The organism is Parafilimonas sp. (assembly GCF_047606085.1).
In the GTDB taxonomy this organism is placed as follows: Bacteria; Bacteroidota; Bacteroidia; order Chitinophagales; family Chitinophagaceae; genus Parafilimonas.
Genome location: NZ_JASGEX010000021.1, coordinates 18,506 through 41,975 on the forward strand (window position 1 = coordinate 18,506; position 23,470 = coordinate 41,975).

Here is a 23,470-nt window from a genome sequence, read left to right on the forward strand (position 1 = left end):
TAAGTTAATCGTGAACTATTGAGCGTATGGAAGAAATGATTGTAAAAAACAGTATTGCCATTAATGCCGGCGCGGCTGAAGTTTGGGACGTTTTAACCCATCCTGCGCAAACAAAAAAATATATGTTTGGCTGCGAAGCTGTTTCAAGCTGGAAGCAGGGAAGCCCGTTGCTTTGGCAGGGTGAATACGAAGGCAAAACAACTGTTTTTGTTAAAGGGTATATACTTGAAATTATTCCCAACAGGCTTTTAAAATACTCTGTGATTGACCCCAATGCAGCTTATCCGGATTTGCCTGAAAATTATTTAAGTGTAGCGTATAAACTGGAAAATAAAGATGGCTGTACATGGCTAACTGTAATACAGGATGGCTTTGAAGATGCTGCGGAGGGAGAAAAAAGATTCAGGGAGGTTTATAATAATGGCGAAGGCTGGAACCCTATACTTGTGCAGATAAAAAAGATAGCAGAAGAAAATTAATGGTTATATACTGCGTAATAAAAAATGATCGCAGCGATTCCTATTAAGGCAAGTATGCCTGCGGCAAGCCACCATTTTTCTTTTTTCAGGGTTTGCGCCTGGTGCAATACAGTAAGCATTTCTTCAGATGTTCTTTCATCTTCGCCAACCCTTACAGTATGCGCCGTATTTTTTCGAATAATCTTTTCCGCCACAAGCCGGGGAAAATATACAGGCATAACTTCCGGCTCAAATGCAATAACGCCGCTTTGTTTTACTAACGTGCCAATACCTTTTAAGTAAACATTTTTTTTATTGTTCAGCTCATGCTTCAGCCGGGCTGCAAATTCTGTGAAGGCAAGCTTTGCAGCCGCCTCATTTGTGTTTATTTCACGTGCAAGAAAGCTGTAAAAACTATTTTCAGGTTCATGCTTGTCATAACTAAACTCAATTTTGTTTTCCTTTGAAGTTATGCTGCGGCTGGCAAAATCAATTTGTGCCGGCCTGGTTTCCACATAAAAATTGCCAATGCCCGGCAAAGCCAGTTGTTTGTATTGTATCAGATATTTTGCAGCCTCGTTCAGCATTGTTTAACCTGTTATAGTTTTTATTTTTCGGTTGCCAGGCCGATCCCGCCATGAAAAGATCCTGCCTGATATTTATTGCACTGTATGGCTCATTTTGTTTTTAAATCGCCGAACGAATATACAACGCCAATCAGCATATTAAACCCAAGCGCGGGATATTGTTTCCATCTTTCATATTTATTGTTGAATACATTATTGAACTGCAGCCACGCTTTCCATTGCTGTAGAAATGCAAATTCAGCGCCCAGGTTTAAATCGAATGCAGGATCAAGCTTGCCTGTGGAAATGGTTTTTGTGCTGTAAGCGGAGCCATCCCAGAAATAGGCGTCGGCTTTTAGCAGTAGGTCTTTTACGGCTACATACCGTATGGCTGCATTTATTTCAGTTGGTATTAAGCCGAAGGCTTTATCATATACATCAAGCCCGGCGTATTTGTTTAATGTGATGCCGCCCAATGCTGAAAATTTTTCACCAGCCGTATAGCCAATTTCTCCATGCACACGCATGCTGTTGATGCCTGGCTCATACACTACCTGGAACGATTTGCCCGTAGCTGTGTCATTTATAAATAAAGGCTGGTTGTTTATTTTCAAAAACGATACGCGTGCATTATACGTAAAATGATCTCCGGCGCTGCCTTTAAAACCACCGTAAAATTCTTTAACCAGCGAGTTGATCAATTCGGTTGGCTGTTGTATAAAAGGATTAAAATCGGCCAGCGTTTGATAAGTGTTCCTGTTATAATAGCCAATAAAACCGGCCTGTAAGATAAATTTCTCTTCATTCAGTTTTACATCTGCCGTAAAATTGGGCAGTAATGAAAATTCGCTTTTATTCCATGAAGGCGTAAGCCCGGCAACGATTTTTATATTGGAGGTTTTATAAGCAAGCGACGGTTCTACGTTAAAGATGGAATTCTTAATAGTAACCGTATCGCCATTAAACCGGCTGAAGCTTCCGTTTATGCCTACGTTAAAATCAAAAACATCCGTGATGGATTTGGTTACAGGCACATCATACATAAAAGTAAATTCCTTGCCGCTGTGGTTATCTCCAAAAGCATTAAAGCCTATGGAAGGATTATAATCAATGCCAAAATCATTTTTTATCTTATTGCGCAGGCCAAGCCTGGCGCCAAAGGAAGCAAACCGCTGCCTTAAATCTGATTTATCAAACTTCAGGCTGTCTGGCTGAAAGCCGTACAGGTATTGTGTTGTGCCTTTAAAATAAGCATTTGCATTCCATTCATTTTTATGATTGGGCGATGTAAAAATGCCAATGCCTTCCAGGCTCAGCTTATTATAATTCTGGTATGGCAGCGAGCCGTTGGATGAAGTGAAAAAACCATTCAGGTTAATAACCGAGTTCACACCATCGCCTAACGATAAACCGGCCTGCGCATAAGGCGTTGTATAATTGCCAAAGCCAAGTTTAATAAAGTTGGTGTTATTCCAGCGGGCATTTGAATCAATACTTTCTGCAAGCGCTTTTAATTCCGGCGATTTATAAGCGAAAGAAAGGTTTTGTACCGGTATGTTATAATCAAGCTTTGGCCTTGCCGAATCAGGCAGTGGCGTGGCGCCGTTGAAATTTATTTTTGAAGTTTGCTTTAATGCCGGCGCAAATTCAGAGGTAACAACAACCGTTCTTGGCGGCAATGCTGTATCCGGCGCCGCTTTTTGCTGCCTGGCATTCTTTGTGCGTTGTGCAAAGCTTGTATGTGATAGTAAAAATAGAATAAAAAATGCTGTTATGTATTTCATGCTTTAAATGCTTGCATTTATAAATCAATAAGCAATAACCCTGTTGTTGTTTAGCCTGAATATGGACTACTGCATATTGATAAATTGAATATTGTGTGTTTTCGTTTTATTATTGTGCAACCTTGCTGTTCTTATTTTTTTCTGCAACCACCGTATTTAATTTTTGCTGCGCTTCCTGCTTCAGTTGCTCATCGCCTGCATTTTCAACCACGCTGCGCAAAGTAGCTTCTGCATTAAAATAATCCTTCTCTTTAAAATAAACATCGCCCAAAAGAATATAAGCCTTGGTTATCCAGTAATCATAACTGCCGGCTTTATTTATTACATCAAAGCCAGCTTTCTCAGCTTCCTTTAATTTATCCTGCTGAAACAAAATTTCTGCCATGCGGTACCGGGCTTCTGCCGCATATTCGCTTTTTCCTGTGCTTACCACTGATCTGTAAGCATCACTGGCATCGCTGAGCTGGTTATTGTTCTGATAATTTTTGGCTATGATAAGATTTGCCATGGCCTTATCATCCGGCGCAATGCCTTTCTGCTGCAATAAATCCTGCGCATTGGCCAGTGCAGCATCAAATTCATTCAGCTTATACTGGCAGCGCAGTAAGCCGCGTTCGCTTTCCAGTGTGTTTTCCGGTGTTGTGGCAATGCTTTTTAACTGGGAAAAATATTGCGCTGCCTGTTTATAATCTTTCAACTCGAAATAATTAATGCGGGCCGCCTGCAGCACACTTTGTTCGGCATAATTGTTCGGGGCTTTTTCCGCCACATTATTATAGTACGTTAAAGCATGCTGAAAGTCTTTTCTCGTATTGTAAATATCTGCAGTCATATAGCTGGCTTCAACGGAATATTTGCCGCCGGGGAATTTAGAAAGATAATTATTAAAGGCTTGTAATGCCTTATCGTAATTCCGGTCTTCATAAGCCGATTGTGCAATTACATAACTTAAAGAGTCCTGTTCTGAGTAACTTACAGCCTTGCCGCTCTTTTGCATGAAAGCAACAAAATCATCCGGCTTTTGCATGCTTACAAAAATGTCGCGCACATAGTCAACCGCTTCATCGCTCTCAGGCGAGTTAGGATAAGTGGAAATGAGTTTTTGAAAATTATTCAATGCACTTTGATTGTCTCTCAGGTTAAAATAGCTGACGCCTAATTTTAAATAAGCCTGTGGCTTAAACGCCTCTGCATTATTGTTGTTCACGATTACATTTAATGGCTTAATGGCTGCATCATATTGCTCGCTTGCCAGGTAAGTGTTGGCCACTTCCATATTGGCATCTGCAATTAATGTGGAAGACGGATAACGGTTTTGTATGGATTGCAGCAATGAAACCTTTTGCGCATATTGATCGCCGGCGCCGGCAATAACGGCTTTTTGGTATAGCGCATAATCTGCTGAAGGCAACTGGTACGTAATAACCGCTTCATACATGGGCAGGGCCTTGCTTAACTGCTTTTTCATAAAATAACAATCCGCTTCACGTAAATATGCATCGGCCTGCAAAGCAGTTGAATTGCCATTTATAGTTGTGGCAACCTGTTCAAAATTTCTTAATGCATTATCATAGTCCTGCTGGCGCAGCAATGCATAGCCTAAAGTGTAACGGGCATTGGTTACATTCACTTCGCCGCTTATTTCGGGGTTTCTGATGTAAGCCTGCAAATAAACAACAGCAGAATCGTAGTGGTTTAAGCGGTAAGTAATTTCACCTTTCCAGAAATTGGTGAGGCTGATGTATGCTTCGTTATATTCAGCCGTAAATATCCTGTTGAGCAAATTATCGGCCTGTTGAATTTGCTGATCGTTGATGAGCTCAACAGCCCTTCCATATAAAATTTTAGGATACGCCTGCTTTACAATATCGCTTTGGGAACGGATGGCATCCAACAGGTGCAGCGCTTCTGCATAGTTGTTGGTGTTGGATAAAACATTTACCAGCAGTTCTTTTGCTTCTGTTGCATATTCAGAATTGGGATAGTTTGAAATAAAGCTTCTCAGTTCGGTTAAAGCAACGTCGGTATAACCTAATTCAACCGAAAGCTTGCCGTAGTTAAACTGCGAAATTTCTTTCTGCCTGCTATCACTGCTGTTTAATGCACAAAATAAAAACGCATTTCTTGCGCCAGGCTTATTATTCAGCTTTAAATAAGAGTCGCCCAATAAATACATACTGTTTTGCGCAATGGTATCCTGTTTGCCGCCAAGCACTTTAAAGCCATCGCTGGCTTTCTGGTATTGTTTGGCATCGTAATAACAATACGATAATTCATATAAATCTTCGCGGCTTACTTTGGGGGTATTGCTTACATATTTTTCCAGATAAGGCAGCGCCTGTGTATAATGGCCTTTTTCAAAATGAATGTGGCCTGCCAGTTCACGCAGCTGCAGATCGTAATATTGATTGCCCTGTTCCAGCACGTTTTCCGTGTATGCCAATGCCTCATCTTTTTCGCCACGGTAGTAATAAATTTCAGCAATATAATATGGAATAATTGGCTGATATTTTGGTTGCTTCTCAATTACTTTGAATGCGCTTAGGGCCTGGGCATAATTTTTATCGGCAAAAGCTATATAACCGTAATAATAATTTGCATCGTAGTAATCAGGGTCAGATGGCATTTGCGCTATTGCCTCAAACAAAGGCTTCGCATTGCTGAACTGCCGCATGGTAAAATAACCATAAGCCTCATGGAAACGCATATTGGCAATTTCTGTATTGCTTAAATTGTTTAAGCCCGCCTTTTCGTAATACGCGATAGCATCAGTAAAATTGCTGCGCCTGTAATAGTATTCAGCTAACTGATAGCACATCATTTCAATGCGCGGGGCATTATGCTCCAGCTCAATAAAATCAACAGCTTCATCCGCAGATGTTTCGTCATTCAGTTGCAGGCGGCAGGCAATGGCATAATATTTTGCTTCCGTTTGCACGCTTATGGGTATGCTGCTTTGCCTTGCTTTATCAAGATATAATTTTTCAAATTGCGGATAGGCCAGGCTGAATTTTTGTTCCTGGTATAATTCCTTTGCCTGTTTAAAAGCAGCATCAGGGTCATTATAAATTTTTGTTGACTGCGCGTAAGAATAGTTTAGCAATAACAGAAGATATAGTAAAGCGGCTAACTTTTTGTACTTCATAAATTTCTCAACGATGTGTGTATGCAAATATTTTAAATGCTTTCTTAAATAAAAGCAAAACCGCCTAAAGATATTATCATCAAAAAATAACGGCATATAATATGTGTTTTAATTGTGGATAAAGAGGCAGAACTTTATTTTTGCCGGGATTCTTCTATTGAAAAAACGTAGATGCTTAATGAAAAAAATCCTTTCTATAAAATACGGTGCAGGTGCTTTCAATTTCTCCATCCTGCTGCTGCGTGTGTTTTTTGGCGTATTGTTGTTATCAAAGCATGGATATAGCAAAATGGTGAAGTTTGAAGAGCTGCACACGCGCTTTTACAGCTTTTTAGGCATGGGCAGCACTTTCAGTTTGGTGCTTGCCATTTTTGCTGAGGTAATTTGCGCTGCATTCATCATACTTGGATTATTTACAAGGCTGGCCGCCATTCCCTTAATCATCACCATGGCTGTGGTGGTTTTTGGCGCCGACGCAGGGAAGCCGCTGGCAGAATCTGAGCTTGCCATATTATATCTTGGCGCTTTCACTACTTTATTGCTCTGCGGCCCGGGAAAAATAAGCGTTGATGGTATGATTAACAAGTAAAATTAAGGTTTCAGGATGTGCAGGATACAGGTGTAAGAAAAAACTACTAACAACAAACATATAATGTACGAATCAACCACACAAATACGGGTGCGCTACGCCGAAACCGATCAAATGAATGTGGTATATTATGGCAACTATGCGCAGTACTTTGAGATAGGCCGCGTTGAAAGCATCCGCGCCTTGGGGTTTACGTATAAGCGCATGGAAAATGAAGGTGTAATAATGCCGGTGGTTGAATTATACACAAAGTTTCTGCGCCCGGCCACGTATGATGATCTTTTAACTATACAGACCCAGGTGCGCAAGCTGCCCGAATCGTACCATATAGAATTTCACCAGGATGTTTTTAATGAAGAAGGCAGGCTGCTTGCCGCCGGAAGGGTAAGCTTATATTTCCTCGATAAGCAAACCTGGAAGCGCCGGAATATTCCTGATGACCTCAAAGCTGCGCTGGCAAAGTATTTCTGATAAATAAATTAACTTTAGTGCATGGAAGTAAATGAGCCTGCACCAAAATATTTTCCCAGAATGTCACCCTCCGCATTTTTGGAATGGGAGCGAGAACAGGAATGCAAGCATGAATATGTTGATGGTGAAGTGCTGGCCATGAGTGGCGCTTCTATCAATCATAATAAAATCGTCACTAATATTGTAGGGAATCTTTGGCCTTATTTGAAAGATAAATCCTGTGATATTTTTGCAAGCGATCTTCGCGTATCTGTTAAATGGAAAGACTCTTTCTTTTATCCCGATGCAACTATTATTTGCGATGAGCCTGAATTTGACGACGAAAAAATAAAAGACACTATAAAAAATCCTACGGTAATTTTTGAAATATTGTCTGCATCAACCGAAAATTATGATATGGGCAAGAAGATGATGTTTTACATGCAGATTGAATCTTTGCAACAATATATAAATATAGATTCAAAAAGCCTTTATGTGAGGGTAATGACAAGAAGGGCAGAAGAAAGAACATGGAAGTTTGATGAGTTTATACATGTTAATGATAAGGTTTTTATTGAACCAATCAATTTTGAGATAAGCCTTACTGATTTGTACAAAGGCATAAAATTTTAGTGTATGGAAATAAATGAGCCTGCACCAAAATATTTTCCCAGAATGTCACCCTCCGCATTTTTGGAATGGGAGCGCAAACAGGAATGCAAGCATGAATATGTTGATGGTGAAGTGCTGGCCATGAGCGGCGCTTCTTTTAATCATAATCGTATTACTGCAAATATTGTGATTGAGGCCGGCTCTTTTTTAAGAGGTAAACCGTGCAATATTTTTGCAAGCGATCTTCGCGTATCTGTTAAATGGAAAGACTCTTTCTTTTATCCTGATGTAACTATTATTTGCGATGAGCCTGAATTTGACGACGAAAAGATAAAGGACACGGTTAAAAACCCGGCCGTAATTTTTGAGATACTTTCCGCTTCAACGGAAGAGCATGATGCGGGCAGAAAACAAATGTACTATATGCAGATACCATCTTTGCAACAATACATTATCATTGATTCACGCGCCATGAAGCTAAAAGTTATAACAAAAGAAGCAGTAGGCAAATGGCTGTATGAAGAATTTAGCGCTGCTGATGATATGCTGTTTATAAAGCCAATTGGTTTTAAAATATCCATGCCCGACATATACCGCGGCGTAAAATTCTGAGTGCTTCAGCGCACTTTAACATTTAAACAGCAATCGTAAATCTTAATTCAATTGCACAAAACAGCGTACGCCGGTTATATTAGTGCAGTTATTTTTAGATTGCGAAAAAATTACCATCGGATAAATTTTAAGGACTATGCAGGTATTAAAAATCTTTTTCTTTTTACTCTGTTTTAATTATGCCTCTGCTTTTGGACAGAACGCAATGTCAATAAAACCACGGTATAGTTATCAGCAAGATTTTATCATAAAAAATTTTTTGCTAAAAAAGAAAAGCCTTCAATTTAATACAACTTTTCAGGTTGACAGCTTGCTTAAAATAATTAAACTATCATGGGAAAATTTTGTGCCTGATTCTTTAATGGACAACGCCACTTTATCTCAAAACATTTTAAATAACCTTGACGCCTATGTTTATTTATGGACAATTATGAGTATTGCAGAACACCACCAAGTAAATGATACAATTGAATTTTATTTATATAAAAACTACATGCTGCCTTCGCTGCAAAAAGATGTGGAGTTTGTTATCAGTAGCCCGTCACTAATAAATCAGAATTTAATTTGGGTAGGTTCGCTGGGAAACACTATTTCAATAGGAACAAAATATGACGATGATACATGTACATTTAATTCGCTTTATTCTTTGACAAAAAACTTAAAGGCTCAATTACTTTCTTTCCAAAATTCAAATCGTGATACAAGCGGCGATTTAAAAAAGCTTTTTGCCATTTTGAATAACAATATTTATGAGTTGGAGTGTAAGAAATATTTTATAGAAAAGCAATTTGATGCTGCTTTTACTTATTTAATAACAGGTATTTCAACTAATAAGTTTTACAAAAAAAGAGCAGTAGCTTTTGCAAAAAAGTTAATTGATTATTATTCAATAAAAGAAAAAGATAAGTCTTTAGCTATTTTAAACAATCTGGCTTTAAATATTACAGATGATGTATTATTGCCAGATACTTTAAAGTCTTGGTATCACCAAATAGATACAATAAATGGAGTTAAAGCTTATGAAACGGTTCAACGAAAACTTGCAGGAACACCTTATACTATTTCTTCTGGACAGACTGTTAGGCTTCCTGAAAAATGGGATTTTATAGCAAATGCAATTCCCCCTGAAAAGTTGAGAAGTATCAAATACATTTTTGTTGATTTTTGGTATTCAGCATGTTCGCCTTGTATCGCAGAAATACCGGATTTAAATGAATTTTTCAATAAAGTAAAAAACAGAAACGATATTATTTTTCTTTCAGTAAATACAGACTTTGCAACAACAAAGCAACCCGAAGCCGTTGTTAAGGAATCAATTAAAAAGTATAATATGCAATTTCCCGTTATTTATGATAACGCTAAAACTAATCTTTCGAAACAATTAAATATTAACGGTTATCCTTCTAAGTTTATACTGACTGCTAAAGGTGAAAAAATAATAAAAGCTGATAATTCAGATATTACAATAGCTACTTTTTATGATTATTTACATTCAAATCAATCAGCAAATTAAAATTTGATTATGCATTAATCTTTGGTAGAAAGAATGATAGCAACAAAGAACCAACCTTATTGCCTTATTGAATTATGTAAAGTTTGAAAATGATTTAATTTTTAATCACTTCAGTGCATCCAGCACTTTAAAGATCTTTGGTGTTACGTTCCCTTTGCCTGCATCGTAGTTGTTTACAATAATCGCCATCACATATTTTTTACCGTCAGATGCCGTATGATAACCTGCAAAAGCGCGGCAGGCGCTTATTGTGCCACTTTTCAGTTTCATATTATTATAAAGCGGCAAGGCATTATAAAAGCTTTGAAACCAGCTTTGTTTTTTTGCATACAATAATGCACTCACCAAAGCATGTGTTGTAACGCGGTTTTGCGGTGAAAGCCCGCTGCCGTCTGATATGTTTACAGAGGAGGAATCAATGCCATTTTGCTGCCAGAATTTTTTCAAATCAGCCACGCCAAAATCAGTAGAGCCATAATTGTGTTCTTGATAAGCGATTGTTTTTAATAAACATTCCCCATAAAGATTAATGCTCTTTTGAAGAAACCAGTAAACAATGCTGTCAAGCGTGGGCGAGCTGTAGGTGGCAATAATATTTTCAGCATGCGGAATGGTTTTGTATTGTTTTACAAAAGAATCACCGCTAATGATTGAACCTTTTATGGGCATCTTATTTTTTTGAAAAGAAGAATCCAGTTCTGTTGTAAGCTGGCCTGCGGCATAAGGCAAAGCACCCGAAACCGTAAAGTCTTTTACGCCGGCTGGTATAGTGCCTTCAGCAAAAGCATTATCACTATATGGCGGCAGGTAAAGAATCGTGTTATCGCCTGAATTAGGTTGCGCGGTTGTAATAAAATTGCTATAGGCTTTTACATTAATAGCGGGTGACGTTTTAATAATGGTGGATGTATCGCCGATGTTTTTGCCCGGTTTTAATATTAAATCATATTGGTTTTCGCGCCAGTTAATGGCCCAGCTTCCGCTGCCATAATAATTACCTGTATCATCCCATATATAGCCGCCGGGCAGAGGCTGGTAACTGAATGCGCCATCATCTAAAATAACATTGCCGTTAATATTATTTATGCCGGCTTTTTTAATACTGCCAACAATAAAGTTTAAAACTGATGCAGGCTTTGTGTTGCTATAGCGCCAGCTTCCAAAAGTTGGGTCACCATAACCTTTTATAATTAAGTCTCCGTTTAAATTGCCATTACTAATATTACCCGTATAACCAATTTCTGTTTTGTAGGTAAAATCTCTTCCCAGTAAACTTAATGCGGCTATTGATGTAAAAATTTTTTGGGTGCTTGCCGGCGCTAAACCATATTCTTCGTTCAGCGCATAAACTTTGGTTCCATTTTCATCGGTAACGTATAAACTTACAATGGCGTGCTTAAGCTGTTCGTTGTTTAAAAAAGTATTTACAGCAGCATTTATTTTTTGAGCAATATTTTGTGCAGCAGCGTTAAAAGAAAAATAAGTAAAGAGAAGAATGAAAGCTATACGCATTAGTTTTATTTAAAGCTATAGAATGCGCCAAATGTAAAACTAAATACTTCTATTGTTGATGTGGTTAAGCGTTTGTCCAAAGGGGAAGTATAAAACGAATAAGGCCTGAACTGAAAAAACATGCCGCCGTTTTTGTAAACCGGAAAAGAGCCTTCAACAAAAGATTCTGCGGTAAACAAAAATTTGGATGCATTGGATGTATATAATTTTTTAGCGGCAGTTACATCAGCAGCCTAAATTTTCTTTTCGTTGCAGGGATTTTTTTCTGATTAGTCTAAAAGTTATTTGAAAGGCAGCCGCATCATACATTTGCTGCGTTATTAATGCGTTTTATTATGGAACAGGTAAAGGTTTCTGTTATAACAATAGGCGATGAACTTTTGATAGGGCAGGTTATTGATACCAACAGTGCATGGATAGCGCAGGAATTAAATAAGATTGGTGTATGGGTGCACCGGCGCCTGGCTGTGGGTGATGAGCGGAATGAAATATGGAAAGCGCTTGATGACGAAAGCATGGTATCGAGCGTGATTTTAATAACAGGTGGCCTTGGCCCCACGGCAGATGATATAACCAAACCTTTGCTCTGCGAATATTTTGGCGGCAAGATGGTAATGGATGATGCCACGCTGAAACATATTACCTACCTGTTTACGCAAGTGTTTAAGCGCCCTTTGCCTTTGCTTGAAAGCAACCGCAGGCAGGCCATGGTTCCCGATGTTGCCACTATTCTTAAGAATGAGGTTGGCACGGCGCCCAATATGCTGTTTGAAAAAGATGGAAAGATATTCATCAGCATGCCCGGCGTTCCGCATGAAATGAAGTTTGCTGTTGAAAAATATGTTGTGCCTTTATTGCAGCAAAGGTTCCGTTTGCCGTATATCGGTCACAGAAATTTGCTTACCGTTGGTATTGGAGAAAGTTTTCTGGCGCACAGGATCAAAGATTTTGAAAGCGCCCTGCCTTCAAACATTAAGCTGGCTTATCTGCCTAATTATGGCATGGTGCGTTTGCGGCTGACTGCGCAGGGCGATAACGAAACAACAGAAACTGTATTAGATAAAACGTTTAAAACCTTAAAAGAACTGGTGAGCGATGTGCTGGCTATTGACGAAGATGTCCCGTTTGAAATTTTATTAGGCAGGCTGCTGAAGCAAAGCAACAAAACGGTATCAACAGCCGAAAGCTGTACGGGAGGTTATATTGCACATCTTATAACATCGGTTGCGGGTTCTTCTGACTATTTTAAAGGAAGCGTGGTGAGTTACAGCAACAGCATTAAAGAAGATGTTTTACAGGTAAGCAATGAAACACTTGCCACTGCCGGCGCAGTAAGTGAAGAAACGGTTAGGGAAATGGTGAGCGGTGTTTTGAAAGTGATGAAAACAGATTATGCAGTGGCTGTATCAGGCATTATGGGGCCGGGCGGCGGCAGTGAAGATAAGCCTGTGGGCACTGTTTGGATGGCAGCAGGCAATGCAGAAAAAATTGAAACGAAGAAAATGCATTTCAGGTTTGAAAGGGTACGGAATATTGAATTAACGGCTGCACATGCTTTGCATTGGCTGTGCATGTTCATAAAAAATAACAGTTAATCCGTTTCATTACCTTTGGGCGCTGAACAGGGACAGTAATGAAAAGCCCGCAGTGATGCAGCAATGAGGGCTTGAAGCGAATGGCCGGAACAAAAGCCGGGTTATTTTAGACTGATAAGAGTACCCAAAAATAAAATGAATAATTATGGCGATTGTTGATTTGGTAATGCCGAAACTTGGCGAAAGCATAATGGAGGCAACTATTTTAAAATGGCATAAAAAGCCGGGCGACAGCGTGCAATATGATGAAACAGTGCTGGATATTGCCACAGATAAGGTGGATAGTGAAGTGCCAAGTACGGCTGCCGGCAGGATTTCGGAAGTTTTGTTTAAGGAAAATGATGTGGTGCCTGTTGGCAGTGTGATTGCCAGAATTGAAACTGATGTAGATGCACCGGTTGAAAACGATGATGTATATGTCCCTGCCCCGGCGGGCGATGTTAAGGAAGAAATTGAAGAAGATGAAATAGATGGGAAGAACATTCCATACGTGCCGGTGCATACTATGCTGCATACGAACGACAGTGGTAAAATAAACCGTTTTTATTCTCCCCTGGTAATGAATATTGCCGGCAGTGAAGGTATAAGCATGGCAGAACTGGAAAGCATTCCCGGCACCGGCAATGAAGGCCGGGTTACTAAAAAAGATATTTTGCATTATGTGGCAAAAAGGGGAACGGTGCAGCAAGTGGGTGAAACTGGCAGTGAAGCCCTGGTTGTGGACCGTCAAACGTCAAATGTAAATATAAAGTCCGGAAATGCTTCGGTTACATTGCGCCCGACGGTAGAAGTATATGCGGAAGAATTGCCGAAAGAATATGAAGGCAATGTAGAGATAATTGAGATGGACAGGATGCGCAGGCTGATTGCAAAGCACATGGTGCAGAGCAAACAAACCAGCGCTCATGTTACCAGTTTTGCGGAAGCTGATGTGACCAATATGGTTTTATGGCGCGAAAAAATCAAGAAGGATTTTGAAAAGCAAAACAATACCAGGATAACCTTTACGCCGATGTTTATTGATTGCCTGGTGAAGGTGATAAAACGCTATCCTATGATAAACAGTTCGGTTGACGGCGACCGGATTATTATTAAGAAAGATTTGAATATTGGCATGGCTACTGCTTTGCCAGGCGGCAACCTGATTGTGCCTGTAATTAAAAATGCGGACGATTTAAACCTTGTGGGCTTAAGCAAGAAAGTGAACCATCTTGCGGATGCAGCGCGTAATGCCAAACTAAAACCGGATGACACATTGGATGGCACATTTACTTTGACCAATGTAGGCACATTCGGCAGTTTAATGGGCACGCCGATCATTAACCAGCCCCAGGTGGCCATACTGGCTGTTGGCGCCATTAAGAAAAGGCCGGTTGTAATTGAAACAGAGCAAGGCGATACAATTGGCATCCGCCATATAATGTATTTGTCTTTAAGTTACGATCATCGCATCGTTGACGGCAGTTTGGGAGCATCTTTTTTAACGGCTGTAGCCAGGGAATTTGAGAGCTGGGATATAAACAGAAGTTGGTAAGAACATATTTCTGATTTTATAAAAATCCCGCACTGCGGGATTTTTTTGTTTGGGGCGATTGCGTTTAATTTGTGTAAATTACTGCTTTGTAATCCATGAAGAACACACCCAACCTCATTACTTTAATACTTTGCCTGTTATGCCCTTTCACCAGCTTTAGCCAGGTTGATTTGGATAAAGGCTTAATGGCATATTACCCTTTTAATGGCGATGCAAATGATGCAAGCGGCAATGGGAATAACCCGGTTTTTAATAATGCAACATTAACGAGTGATTATTATGGAAATGCAAATAGCGCTTACCATTTTAATGGCGTGGATACCTATATAAAAATACCGAGTAGTAACAGTTTGAATTTTAGTAATAATAAAATATCCTTATGCGCTTCGGTAAGGCCAACAGGTTTTTATACAGGCAAATGCTATAACAATATAATTATTTCCAAGGAGAGTGAAGATTACAAGCCTGGAAATTATTCTTTACGATTTTCAGATGCCATAACAGGGTGTTCATCGAACCCGACTACTGCGCATGAAGTTTTTTTTGGCCCGGATGGAGGGATTGGTAATCAGGATGCGATACAGTTAAATCAATGGTATAATGTTGTTTTTACAAGTGATGGTGATAGAGTAAAATTATACGTAAACTGTAAACTTGTTGTAGATGAACCGGCAGCTCAATATGCTTACACTAACCCATACAATCTTTTTTTTGGGCATTTGAATAACAGCAGTTATCCATATTGGTTAAATGGAGATTTGGATGAAGTTAGAATTTATAATAGGGCGCTAAGTGAAGATGAAGTAAAAGCCTATTCATTTTCCTGTGCTGACGAACAACCTTGCAATATCGCGGCTGATTTTAAATATGCACAGTCTGCCTGTAATCCTAAATCAGTGCATGTAAGCAGCGCTGCTTCAAACGCTGATAGTATATGGTGGAACTTTGGCAATGGCAAAACTGCCGGCAATGTTACAGATACAACAATCAGTTACGCAGGTTTTGGAACCTATATTGTAACATTATTTGCCAAAACAAATACAGGTTGTTTTGATACAACGGAATATTCGATTAACGTGAATGTTATTAATGACAGCGCTGTTGTTAATAATGATACATCAATTTGTGCAGGCGCTTCAGTGCAATTAATGGCAATAAATGGCTTGGATTATTGCTGGTCGCCTTCAGCCGGTTTATCCAATACATCAATTCAAAACCCTGTTGCTTCACCATTAGTTACAACCACCTATCATCTTCATGTTTTAACGGATAGCAGCAAGCCGGTGATAGAAGATTCGGTCAATATAACGGTTATGCCTGCACCTGCAGTAAATGCGGGTGAAGATGTTTCTTTTTGCAAAGGTGATTCCGTTCAATTGGCAGCTTCCGGTGCTATTGAATATAAATGGAATGAATCAGCTTATTTATCTGATACTACTATTGCAAACCCTGAGGCATCTCCTTTACATACTACATCTTTTGTTGTCAGGGGATATAATGAGGAGGGATGTTTTGGCACGGATACGGTTCAGGTTGTTGTGCTGGCATTGCCTGCTTTAACAATTACAAACGATACGGCCGTTTGTACAGGTGGTTCTGTTCAACTGAGCGCAAGCAGCACTGCCGGCAATAAGTATAGCTGGAGCCCTTCAGCTACTTTATCTGATCCGGGCATTTATAATCCGGTAGCAACGCCTGATAATGAAACAAGATATTATGTAAAGGTTACAAACGATGCTGATTGTGCCAGTGTTGACAGTGTTTTGGTAACTGTGCTGCCGCCCCCTGTTATTTCTGCAATGAATGATACGAGTATTTGTCTGAATGATTCAGTTCATTTAAAAACCACTTCGGCAAATGCAAACAGTTTTCAGTGGGCGCCATCTTCAGGCCTGAGCAATCCGGTAATCCGGGATCCTGATGCATCGCCAAAGCAATCTACTTTATATACGGTAACAGCAGGAAATGGCATTTGCAGCGAGAAGGATTCTGTTATGATTTCCGTATTATCATTGCCGGATATTAAAGCAGGCAATGACACGATTGTTTGCGGCAATGCATCTGTTCAGTTAAATGCTTCGGGCGGAGTGGCTTATGCATGGAGTCCCGTTACCGGTTTGTCCAACGCAGCTATTGCTGACCCCTTAGCTTCAGTTTCAAACACAATAATCTATACTGTAACGGGTACCGGATCCAATTCCTGTATAAATAAAGATTCTGTTACAATAAATGTAAACCCTGTGCCCGTATTTGCAATAACTAAAGACACGGCAATTTGTAATGGTGATTCTGTTGTATTAACAGCTTCCGGCGGGGATGCATATAGGTGGTCTCCTGCAGACAGTGTTTCTGACTCTCTTGTAGCCACACCCACCGTGCACCCGGGCTCGAATACAAGTTATGAAGTGATTATTACGAATAGCGTATGCAGGTTAACTGATACACTTAACACTGTTGTTATTGTAAATGAAAAGCCGGATATAACTATTGTTAAATCCAACGATATTGATTGTTTAAACCCTGAAGCTACACTAACAGCCACAGGAGGCATCCAATATACATGGGCGCCTCCTGCATTCATTAATAATACCCAGGTTTATAACCCGGTGGTAAACCCGCCTGCCGATACATGGTATTTTGTAAGTGTTGTTTCTCAGAATAATTGTACGAATACAGATTCAATACTTGTGAAGTCCTCATTTGTTGCCGGTTCTTTGCCATTCCAGGTGCCTGGGGCTTTTACGCCCAATCATGATGGAGTGAACGATTGCTTTGGCCTCAAAAGCTGGGGGCCTGTGGACTATTTTGACATATCAATTTATGACCGGTGGGGATACCGTGTGTATCATTCAAACAATATCAATGCCTGCTGGGATGGAATGGTGAATGGCATACCGCAAGGCGCCGGCACGTTTGTTTATCAGATAAAGGTATCTTCCAAATGTACAGAGGGGACTGTGCTAAGAAAAGGAACACTTGTATTAATAAGGTAAATGCATCGGTGTTTTTAAGCTAAATTTTTTTATCAAATTTTTTTATCCCGGCAAGCCTTAATACCGTTGTTATTGATTTGTTTATTGAATAGTTTATTTCCATAGATATTTTACTGAAATAAATTATCGGTATAAACAAAATAAGAAATACAAAAGTTCTTGCTGTTACATCTGCTATTAAAGGCATTTGCGGCAGCAGGTAAGCAATGGCAGCAGCAAACAAGCCTGCAACTATGGAAACGGTATCTTTTAAATTATAAGGCTGCAAATTAAACTTGTACCACAGGAAGCCAAAGCGCATTAAATTATAAAATGTAATGGTAATCAGGTTGGAATAAGCTGCGCCCATTAAACCATAGCGGGAAATCAAAATATAGTTCATAGGCAGGGCCATAATTGTATAGATAACGTTTGTGGTAAAATCAACCTTCCAATAACTGGAAGTAGAAATAATCTGTGTGTTGGCGCCGGTGCCTAAATCAACCAGCTTGGCTATTCCCAATAAAAAAACAACCCATTCAATACCGTTATAATCTTTACCTAAAAACCCGGCTAGGTTATGGGCATTAAGTAAGATTATTCCAAAAATCAGTATGCCTATTATCAATAAATTATTTACACTTTTGGTATAAATGTTTTGAATGCTGCCCTTATCTTTTTTACGCCACGCTTCGGCAATCACAGGAATGGCAATGGCATTTAAGCTGCGTTGTGGAATTTCCAATAACGCCACTATATACGTAGCAATTGTAAAAACGGCGGTATCCACAAGGCCTCTTTCGGCTTTGGCTGTTAAAATAAATGTATCAACTGTTTTGGATAATAAATTTAAAAACTGGGCGCCAAAAAGAAACAGGCCAAAGTTGGCCATTTTGCCTTTTAAACGCCTGGTAGTAATGCCAATATGCGGGTAAAAATAAAATTCTTTTGTGTGGCGCAAAATGAAAAAAAGTAATACAGAAGGCAAGGCAAATGATAATGAAAAAAGAATAATGAATACATTAAAAGAAGTTGTTTTGGTAAAAAGCAATAATAATAAAATAGTGAATAAAATTCTTGGTATCGTTTCTTTTAAACTGTTTGATATAACGCCTTTTTTAAAAGTCCAGCTATAGCTTTCGAGCCAGATGAACATCAGCATAAAAAAAGCAAAAGGATAAACCAGATAGCTGTACTGAACAAATAAAGGCGATTTCTCGCTGAATTTGCGCACAATTAAATCTTTGCATGCATATCCCAGGGAAGAAACAAGCAAAAAACCTATGAGGCAAACTATCAGGGTTAAAAACGGCAGTTCATTTTTTTTGGGTTGCGTATAGCTCCTGTAAATGGGGAAAAATTTATAAATAATCGGCAGGGCGCCAAAAGTGCATACGGTTGCCATGGTTAAACCTGCATCTGTAATAACCCTTGTTAAGCCTAATTGCTGCGCCGTTAAAATTTTTGGGGCAATCAATAACATGTTAACGCCGCCAATAGCAAACCCGATTAAAATTATAATAGAAGAAACTGTGCTTTGTTTTTGAATAATGCCCATTAAACCTTGTTAGAGTAAGCAATAAAAAAATACATTTTAAAGGCAAATATATCCAGTTGGGTATTATAAAAAAGAGAAACTATATTTCCATAAAACCGGTTATATGTAATAAACAAAATTGATTTGCAGAGAATTTTCATTACCAATGAAAATGTAAATATTAGGTTTGCAGATAAATGTTATTGCCAATGTTCGAACTGGTTACCATGATAATTGTTCTTAATAACCGTCATAAAAACCTGGACAGGTTGCTGGAATATTATCAGGCCACAGGCTTTTTTATTACTATAGCAGACAGTTCTGTAAATGAGCACATTTTTAAAAAGCCTTTAAAAGAAAACTGGCAATATGTATATACGCCAGGCGAAACATATATACAAAAAATTGAACGCACTTTAAAGAGCATATCAACGCCCTTTGTGGTAATATGTGCAGATGATGATTTTATTATTCCGTCCGCCCTGGAAAAATGCGTGCTTTTTCTTCAAAATAACCCGTCTTATGCTGCTGTGCAGGGCAACGTGCTGGCATATTATAAAGAAAGCATACATAAGAAGCATGTTGAGTTCAATACTATTTATACAAAAACTGAATATGATTTGCAAATTGCCGATCCGCTCAGGCGGTTAGAAACTTTTTTTGAAGATTATCGCTCTGTGGCCTATGCAGTGCACAGAACTGCTTATCTGGATGAGGCATTTAAAACGGCGGGGAATAAAATATATAATCTTTATTTGTATGAGTATTTAACTGCTGTTGTGCCTGTAACAAAAGGGTTTTACAAAGAACTGAATATTCTTTTTCAGGTGCGGGAATATGCAACAGATTCTGACGATAAAACAGCGGATAACCTGGATAAAATTTTTAATGATGAAAAATATAAACCGGAATTAGACAGTTTTATAAGCTTCTTAAGTTTTAAATTGAACCACATTCTGCCTGATAAAGACCAGTTGTTTTTTTATGCATTTCTCCAGGATATTTTTAAAAAGCTGGCAGTTGTAATTCACCAGAGCAAGTTTCCTTCAATATCTTCCAGGAAAAAAATCGGCAGGGTTATACAGCATATTCCATTTCTTGGTAACTGGATAATAAGAAAAAACAGGGCCATTGAAAAAAACAGGCGTTTAAGTAAAGTGGTGAAAACACCTTCTGAAAGAAATGACCTGGCTAAAATTGAAAGCATTTTAAAAAAGCATGCCTGAAAATAATACATACAAACCTTTGCTTGCCGCGGTGGTGGTGCTGTATTTTCCGGATGAAAATCTTATTAATAATATTTATTCATATCTGCCTTTGACAAATAAATTATTTATTGTAGATAATACCGATGAACCTGATTTCAAAAGCAATTATTTGCCCGGCATATCAGCTTTAGGCAATAAGGCGGTGTATTTGCCAAACAGTAAAAATGAAGGAATAGGGGCAGCATTAAACCTGGCGGCTGCAAATGCTTTAAAAGATAATTATCAATGGTTGTTAACAATGGACCAGGATTCTTATTTTGCGGAGGAAGACAGAAATAAATATTTTTCTTTTTTTCAACAGCAAATATCAGCAAATAAAAATATTGGTGTTGCCGCACCGTCTCACAAACGAAAATTGCAAACCATAGCAAAAGAATATAGCGAAGTAAATGCGGTTATAACATCCGGCAGCATTGTAAACCTTAATGCATGGCAGCAGGTAAATGGCTATAATGAAAATCTTTTTGTGGATGAAGTAGATGCTGATTTTTGTTACAGGGTTAAATTACATAAGTATAAGATACTTCTTCTAAACAACATTTTTTTACAGCACCAGTTAGGAAAAAAAACAAACAGCGGTTACCTGGGGTTTATCGCAAAGCGAAAACGAACAATACATTCTCCTTTGCGTGTTTATTATATGGTGCGTAATTATTTGTTTGTGAAAAATAAATACAGCAAATTTTTTCCGGCAGAATTTAAAGAAAGGGATAGGTTAATGTTGGTTGCTTTAAAAAACAACCTCTTGTTTTCCGGTAAGTTTTTTCAGAACTGCAAAAGTATTTTAAAAGGGTATTTAGATTATAAAAAGAAAAGGCTTTCATAATCACGCGCTGCCGGTTTAATTTCTTTTCCTTTTACTTTGCAGCAAAACCCAATTAATGAAGGTTGTAATTTTTGCAGGCGGTTTAGGTACAAGGCTGGCCGAAGAAACAGATGTAAGGCCGAAGCCAATGGTTGAAATTGGCGGCAGGCCAATATTATGGCATATCATGAAGATATATGACAGCTTTGGATTTAAGGAATTTGTGGTTTGCCTTGGCTATAAAGGTTTTTATATTAAGGAGTATTTTATGCAATATTATTTGCATAATTCTGACATAACAATTGAACTGGAAAGCAATAAGGTAAATGTACATTATACAAATGCCGAGTCTTTCGTTGTTACGCTTGTTGATACAGGCCTGAATACAAAAACAGCAGGCCGTTTAAAACAGGTACAAAAATATATTGGTGAAGAAGATTTTATGCTTACGTATGGTGATGGCGTTGCCGATATCAATATCAAAGAATTGCTTGCTTTTCATCAATCTCATAATAAAATAGCAACGGTTACAGCCGTGCAGCCCGAAGGCAGGTTTGGCAGCATGGAAATAGAAGCAGGCGGCGTTGTTGATCATTTTAAAGAAAAGCCAAAAGGAGATAATAAATGGATTAATGGCGGGTTTTTTGTATTGAAGCCAGACGTTTTTAATTACCTGAATGCAGAAAATATTGATGATATAATGTGGGAAGATATGCCTATGCAGACGCTTGCCAGCGACAAGCAGCTTATTGCTTATAAGCATACCGGTTTTTGGAAACCTATGGATGCATTGCGGGATAAGATTGAATTGGAGAACCTCTGGAAATCGGGAAATGCAAAATGGAAAACCTGGTAAATAACCTTCAGCAATATTATAAGAATAAAAAAGTTTTTATAACCGGCCATACCGGCTTTAAAGGCTCCTGGCTTTGTGCTTTATTGTATAATCTTAATGCAGAAATAAAGGGTTATGCATTGGAGCCTGAATATATTGATGGCTTATACAATATCCTGGAGCCATCTGTAAATATGCAAAGCGTTATTGCAGACATACGCGATAAACGGCAGTTGCAAAAAGAAATAGAGGCATTTCAGCCCGACTATATTTTTCATCTGGCTGCGCAACCTCTTGTGCGGCGTTCTTATCAGATTCCGGCAGAAACTTTTGATGTAAATGTTACCGGCACTGCAAACGTTTTGGAAACGCTTATCAGTCTTAAAAAGAAATGTACTGTTGTAGCTATAACAACAGATAAGGTGTATGAAAACAAAGAGGATAATTTAGTTTTATATAAAGAAGATGACGCATTGGGCGGCTATGATCCTTATTCTGCCAGCAAAGCCTGTGCAGAATTAGTGATCAGTTCTTTCAGGAATTCATTTTTCAACACACAAAATTATCAGCAGCATCAAAAAGCGATTGCCAGTGCAAGGGCAGGCAATGTAATTGGCGGCGGCGACTGGAATAAAGACCGTATAATTCCCGATATTATCCGTGCATTAAAAAATGATCATGCGATTGATGTACGTAACCCCGATGCTGTTCGTCCCTGGCAACATGTGCTTGAGCCATTGGTTGGATATTTATTGTTGGCCGGCCGGCTGAATAATGCACCGCAACAGTTTTCAAAAGCTTACAATTTCGGACCATTACCCGATGATCATTTAACCGTTAAAGAACTGGTTGAAACAGCCATTAAAACCTGGGGATGCGGTAAATGGAAAAATATGGCTGACACGTCAGCGCCGCATGAAGCAGGATTATTGAAATTAAGTATTGAAAGAGTTCAGCAGGAGCTAAGCTGGAAGCCAAAGCTGAATGCGCAACAAGCCATAGAGTGGACGGTGAACTGGTACAAACAGCCTTTTGAAGAGCTTGCTGCATATACGTTTCAGCAAATTGATAATTATTTAAAACTGTGACTTTTTTTAAAGTCCCTTTCCTTTGGAAAGGGATTTAGGGATAGGCCATGATCTTTTTTGAAACAATATTACAAGGCAATTATATCATTGAATTAGAACCTTTCACTGATGAAAGAGGCTGGTTTGCCAGGTATTTTTGCAAAGATGAATTTAAGCAGATCGGTCATACGAAAGAGTGGCTGCAGATGAATCATTCATTCACTAACAAAAAAGGTTCATTACGGGGAATGCATTACCAGTTACCTCCTTTTAGTGAAATAAAAATGGTTCGTTGTATAGCAGGAATTGTGTTTGATGTTGTTGTTGATCTTCGAAAAAAATCACCTACTTTTTTGCAGTGGTTTGGCACGGAACTTTCTGCCTCCAATAAAAAGATGATGTATATACCGGAAGGTTTTGCACATGGCTTTCAGTGTTTGAGTGATGGTTGTGAGTTACTTTATCATCATACAGAATACTATAAGCCAAATGTTGAAGGCGGCATTAAATATGATGATACAGGAATAAATATTCAATGGCCTTTGGCTGTAACAATAATTTCAGAAAGAGATAAATCTCATCCTTATCTCGATAAAAATTTTAAAGGTATTTAATT

Annotated in this window: 20 protein-coding genes; 14 read left to right on the plus strand and 6 right to left on the minus strand. The window is 38.8% G+C overall.

What is annotated here, in order from left to right; translation table 11 throughout:
• Nucleotides 1-26: 26 nt before the first annotated feature.
• On the plus strand, nt 27-479 hold the full coding sequence (locus QM629_RS02020) for an SRPBCC domain-containing protein (RefSeq protein WP_415156663.1): 453 nt from the start codon (nt 27-29) through the stop codon (nt 477-479).
• Here the strand turns inward: QM629_RS02020 and QM629_RS02025 are convergent.
• The 3 genes from QM629_RS02025 to QM629_RS02035 form a co-directional block, all read right to left on the minus strand.
• Complete coding sequence (locus tag QM629_RS02025; protein WP_415156665.1) at nt 476-1,045, minus strand: hypothetical protein; 570 nt, start codon at nt 1,043-1,045, stop codon at nt 476-478. The two genes, QM629_RS02020 and QM629_RS02025, sit on opposite strands and share 4 nt — an antisense overlap.
• 89 nt (nt 1,046-1,134) lie before the next feature.
• On the minus strand, nt 1,135-2,808 hold the full coding sequence (locus QM629_RS02030) for a hypothetical protein (RefSeq protein WP_415156667.1): 1,674 nt from the start codon (nt 2,806-2,808) through the stop codon (nt 1,135-1,137).
• A 109-nt stretch (nt 2,809-2,917) separates the two neighbouring features.
• Nucleotides 2,918-5,953 carry a tetratricopeptide repeat protein gene (locus QM629_RS02035; protein WP_415156669.1) on the minus strand — a complete coding sequence of 1,012 codons (3,036 nt, stop codon included), beginning with the start codon at nt 5,951-5,953 and terminating at the stop codon, nt 2,918-2,920.
• Between the two features lie 178 nt (nt 5,954-6,131).
• Between QM629_RS02035 and QM629_RS02040 the strand changes: the two genes are divergently transcribed.
• From QM629_RS02040 to QM629_RS02060, 5 genes are all read left to right on the plus strand, one after another.
• On the plus strand, nt 6,132-6,542 hold the full coding sequence (locus tag QM629_RS02040) for a DoxX family protein (protein ID WP_415156671.1): 411 nt from the start codon (nt 6,132-6,134) through the stop codon (nt 6,540-6,542).
• Nucleotides 6,543-6,605: 63 nt separating this feature from the next.
• Nucleotides 6,606-7,013 carry an acyl-CoA thioesterase gene (locus QM629_RS02045; protein ID WP_415156673.1) on the plus strand — a complete coding sequence of 136 codons (408 nt, stop codon included), beginning with the start codon at nt 6,606-6,608 and terminating at the stop codon, nt 7,011-7,013.
• Nucleotides 7,014-7,034: 21 nt separating this feature from the next.
• Nucleotides 7,035-7,625: a Uma2 family endonuclease gene (locus QM629_RS02050; protein WP_415156675.1), complete on the plus strand. Its 591-nt coding sequence runs from the start codon at nt 7,035-7,037 to the stop codon at nt 7,623-7,625.
• A 3-nt stretch (nt 7,626-7,628) separates the two neighbouring features.
• A complete protein-coding gene (locus tag QM629_RS02055; protein WP_415156677.1) occupies nt 7,629-8,216 on the plus strand; it encodes a Uma2 family endonuclease in 588 nt (195 codons plus the stop codon).
• 136 nt (nt 8,217-8,352) lie between these two features.
• Nucleotides 8,353-9,729 (plus strand): TlpA family protein disulfide reductase, encoded by a 1,377-nt coding sequence (locus tag QM629_RS02060; protein ID WP_415156679.1) that lies wholly within the window; start codon nt 8,353-8,355, stop codon nt 9,727-9,729.
• 105 nt (nt 9,730-9,834) lie between these two features.
• Here the strand turns inward: QM629_RS02060 and dacB are convergent, their stop codons facing one another.
• Together dacB and QM629_RS02070 are read right to left on the minus strand one after the other, a co-directional pair.
• A complete protein-coding gene (gene dacB, locus QM629_RS02065) occupies nt 9,835-11,241 on the minus strand; it encodes a D-alanyl-D-alanine carboxypeptidase/D-alanyl-D-alanine-endopeptidase (protein ID WP_415156681.1) in 1,407 nt (468 codons plus the stop codon).
• Between the two features lie 5 nt (nt 11,242-11,246).
• A complete protein-coding gene (locus QM629_RS02070) occupies nt 11,247-11,420 on the minus strand; it encodes a hypothetical protein (protein WP_415156683.1) in 174 nt (57 codons plus the stop codon).
• A gap of 156 nt (nt 11,421-11,576) precedes the next feature.
• Between QM629_RS02070 and QM629_RS02075 the strand changes: the two genes are divergently transcribed.
• The 3 genes from QM629_RS02075 (at nt 11,577) to QM629_RS02085 (ending at nt 17,363) form a co-directional block, all read left to right on the plus strand.
• Nucleotides 11,577-12,836 (plus strand): CinA family nicotinamide mononucleotide deamidase-related protein, encoded by a 1,260-nt coding sequence (locus QM629_RS02075; protein WP_415156685.1) that lies wholly within the window; start codon nt 11,577-11,579, stop codon nt 12,834-12,836.
• A 145-nt stretch (nt 12,837-12,981) separates the two neighbouring features.
• Entirely contained in the window at nt 12,982-14,370 is a 1,389-nt protein-coding gene (locus tag QM629_RS02080; RefSeq protein ID WP_415156687.1) for a dihydrolipoamide acetyltransferase family protein, read from the plus strand.
• A gap of 95 nt (nt 14,371-14,465) precedes the next feature.
• Nucleotides 14,466-17,363, plus strand: coding sequence for a LamG-like jellyroll fold domain-containing protein (locus QM629_RS02085; RefSeq protein WP_415156689.1), 2,898 nt, complete (start codon nt 14,466-14,468; stop codon nt 17,361-17,363).
• 19 nt (nt 17,364-17,382) lie between these two features.
• On the opposite strand, the gene QM629_RS02090 is transcribed toward QM629_RS02085, so the two are convergent.
• Nucleotides 17,383-18,900: a hypothetical protein gene (locus QM629_RS02090; protein WP_415156691.1), complete on the minus strand. Its 1,518-nt coding sequence runs from the start codon at nt 18,898-18,900 to the stop codon at nt 17,383-17,385.
• A 206-nt stretch (nt 18,901-19,106) separates the two neighbouring features.
• On the opposite strand from QM629_RS02090, the gene QM629_RS02095 reads away from it, so the two are divergent.
• The 5 genes from QM629_RS02095 to rfbC are packed head-to-tail and all read left to right on the plus strand — an operon-like array spanning nt 19,107 to nt 23,468.
• Nucleotides 19,107-20,105 (plus strand): TIGR00180 family glycosyltransferase, encoded by a 999-nt coding sequence (locus tag QM629_RS02095; protein WP_415156693.1) that lies wholly within the window; start codon nt 19,107-19,109, stop codon nt 20,103-20,105.
• Nucleotides 20,098-20,973: a glycosyltransferase gene (locus QM629_RS02100; RefSeq protein ID WP_415156694.1), complete on the plus strand. Its 876-nt coding sequence runs from the start codon at nt 20,098-20,100 to the stop codon at nt 20,971-20,973. The genes QM629_RS02095 and QM629_RS02100 overlap by 8 nt, the downstream gene beginning before the upstream one ends.
• A gap of 55 nt (nt 20,974-21,028) precedes the next feature.
• A complete protein-coding gene (rfbF, locus tag QM629_RS02105) occupies nt 21,029-21,808 on the plus strand; it encodes a glucose-1-phosphate cytidylyltransferase (RefSeq protein ID WP_415156696.1) in 780 nt (259 codons plus the stop codon).
• The gene (rfbG, locus tag QM629_RS02110) at nt 21,793-22,875 is read left to right on the plus strand and encodes a CDP-glucose 4,6-dehydratase (RefSeq protein ID WP_415156698.1); all 1,083 of its coding nucleotides are present in this window, start codon (nt 21,793-21,795) and stop codon (nt 22,873-22,875) included. The genes rfbF and rfbG overlap by 16 nt, the downstream gene beginning before the upstream one ends.
• Before the next feature lie 47 nt (nt 22,876-22,922).
• The gene (rfbC, locus tag QM629_RS02115) at nt 22,923-23,468 is read left to right on the plus strand and encodes a dTDP-4-dehydrorhamnose 3,5-epimerase (protein WP_415156700.1); all 546 of its coding nucleotides are present in this window, start codon (nt 22,923-22,925) and stop codon (nt 23,466-23,468) included.
• The last annotated feature ends 2 nt before the right edge of the window (nt 23,469-23,470 follow it).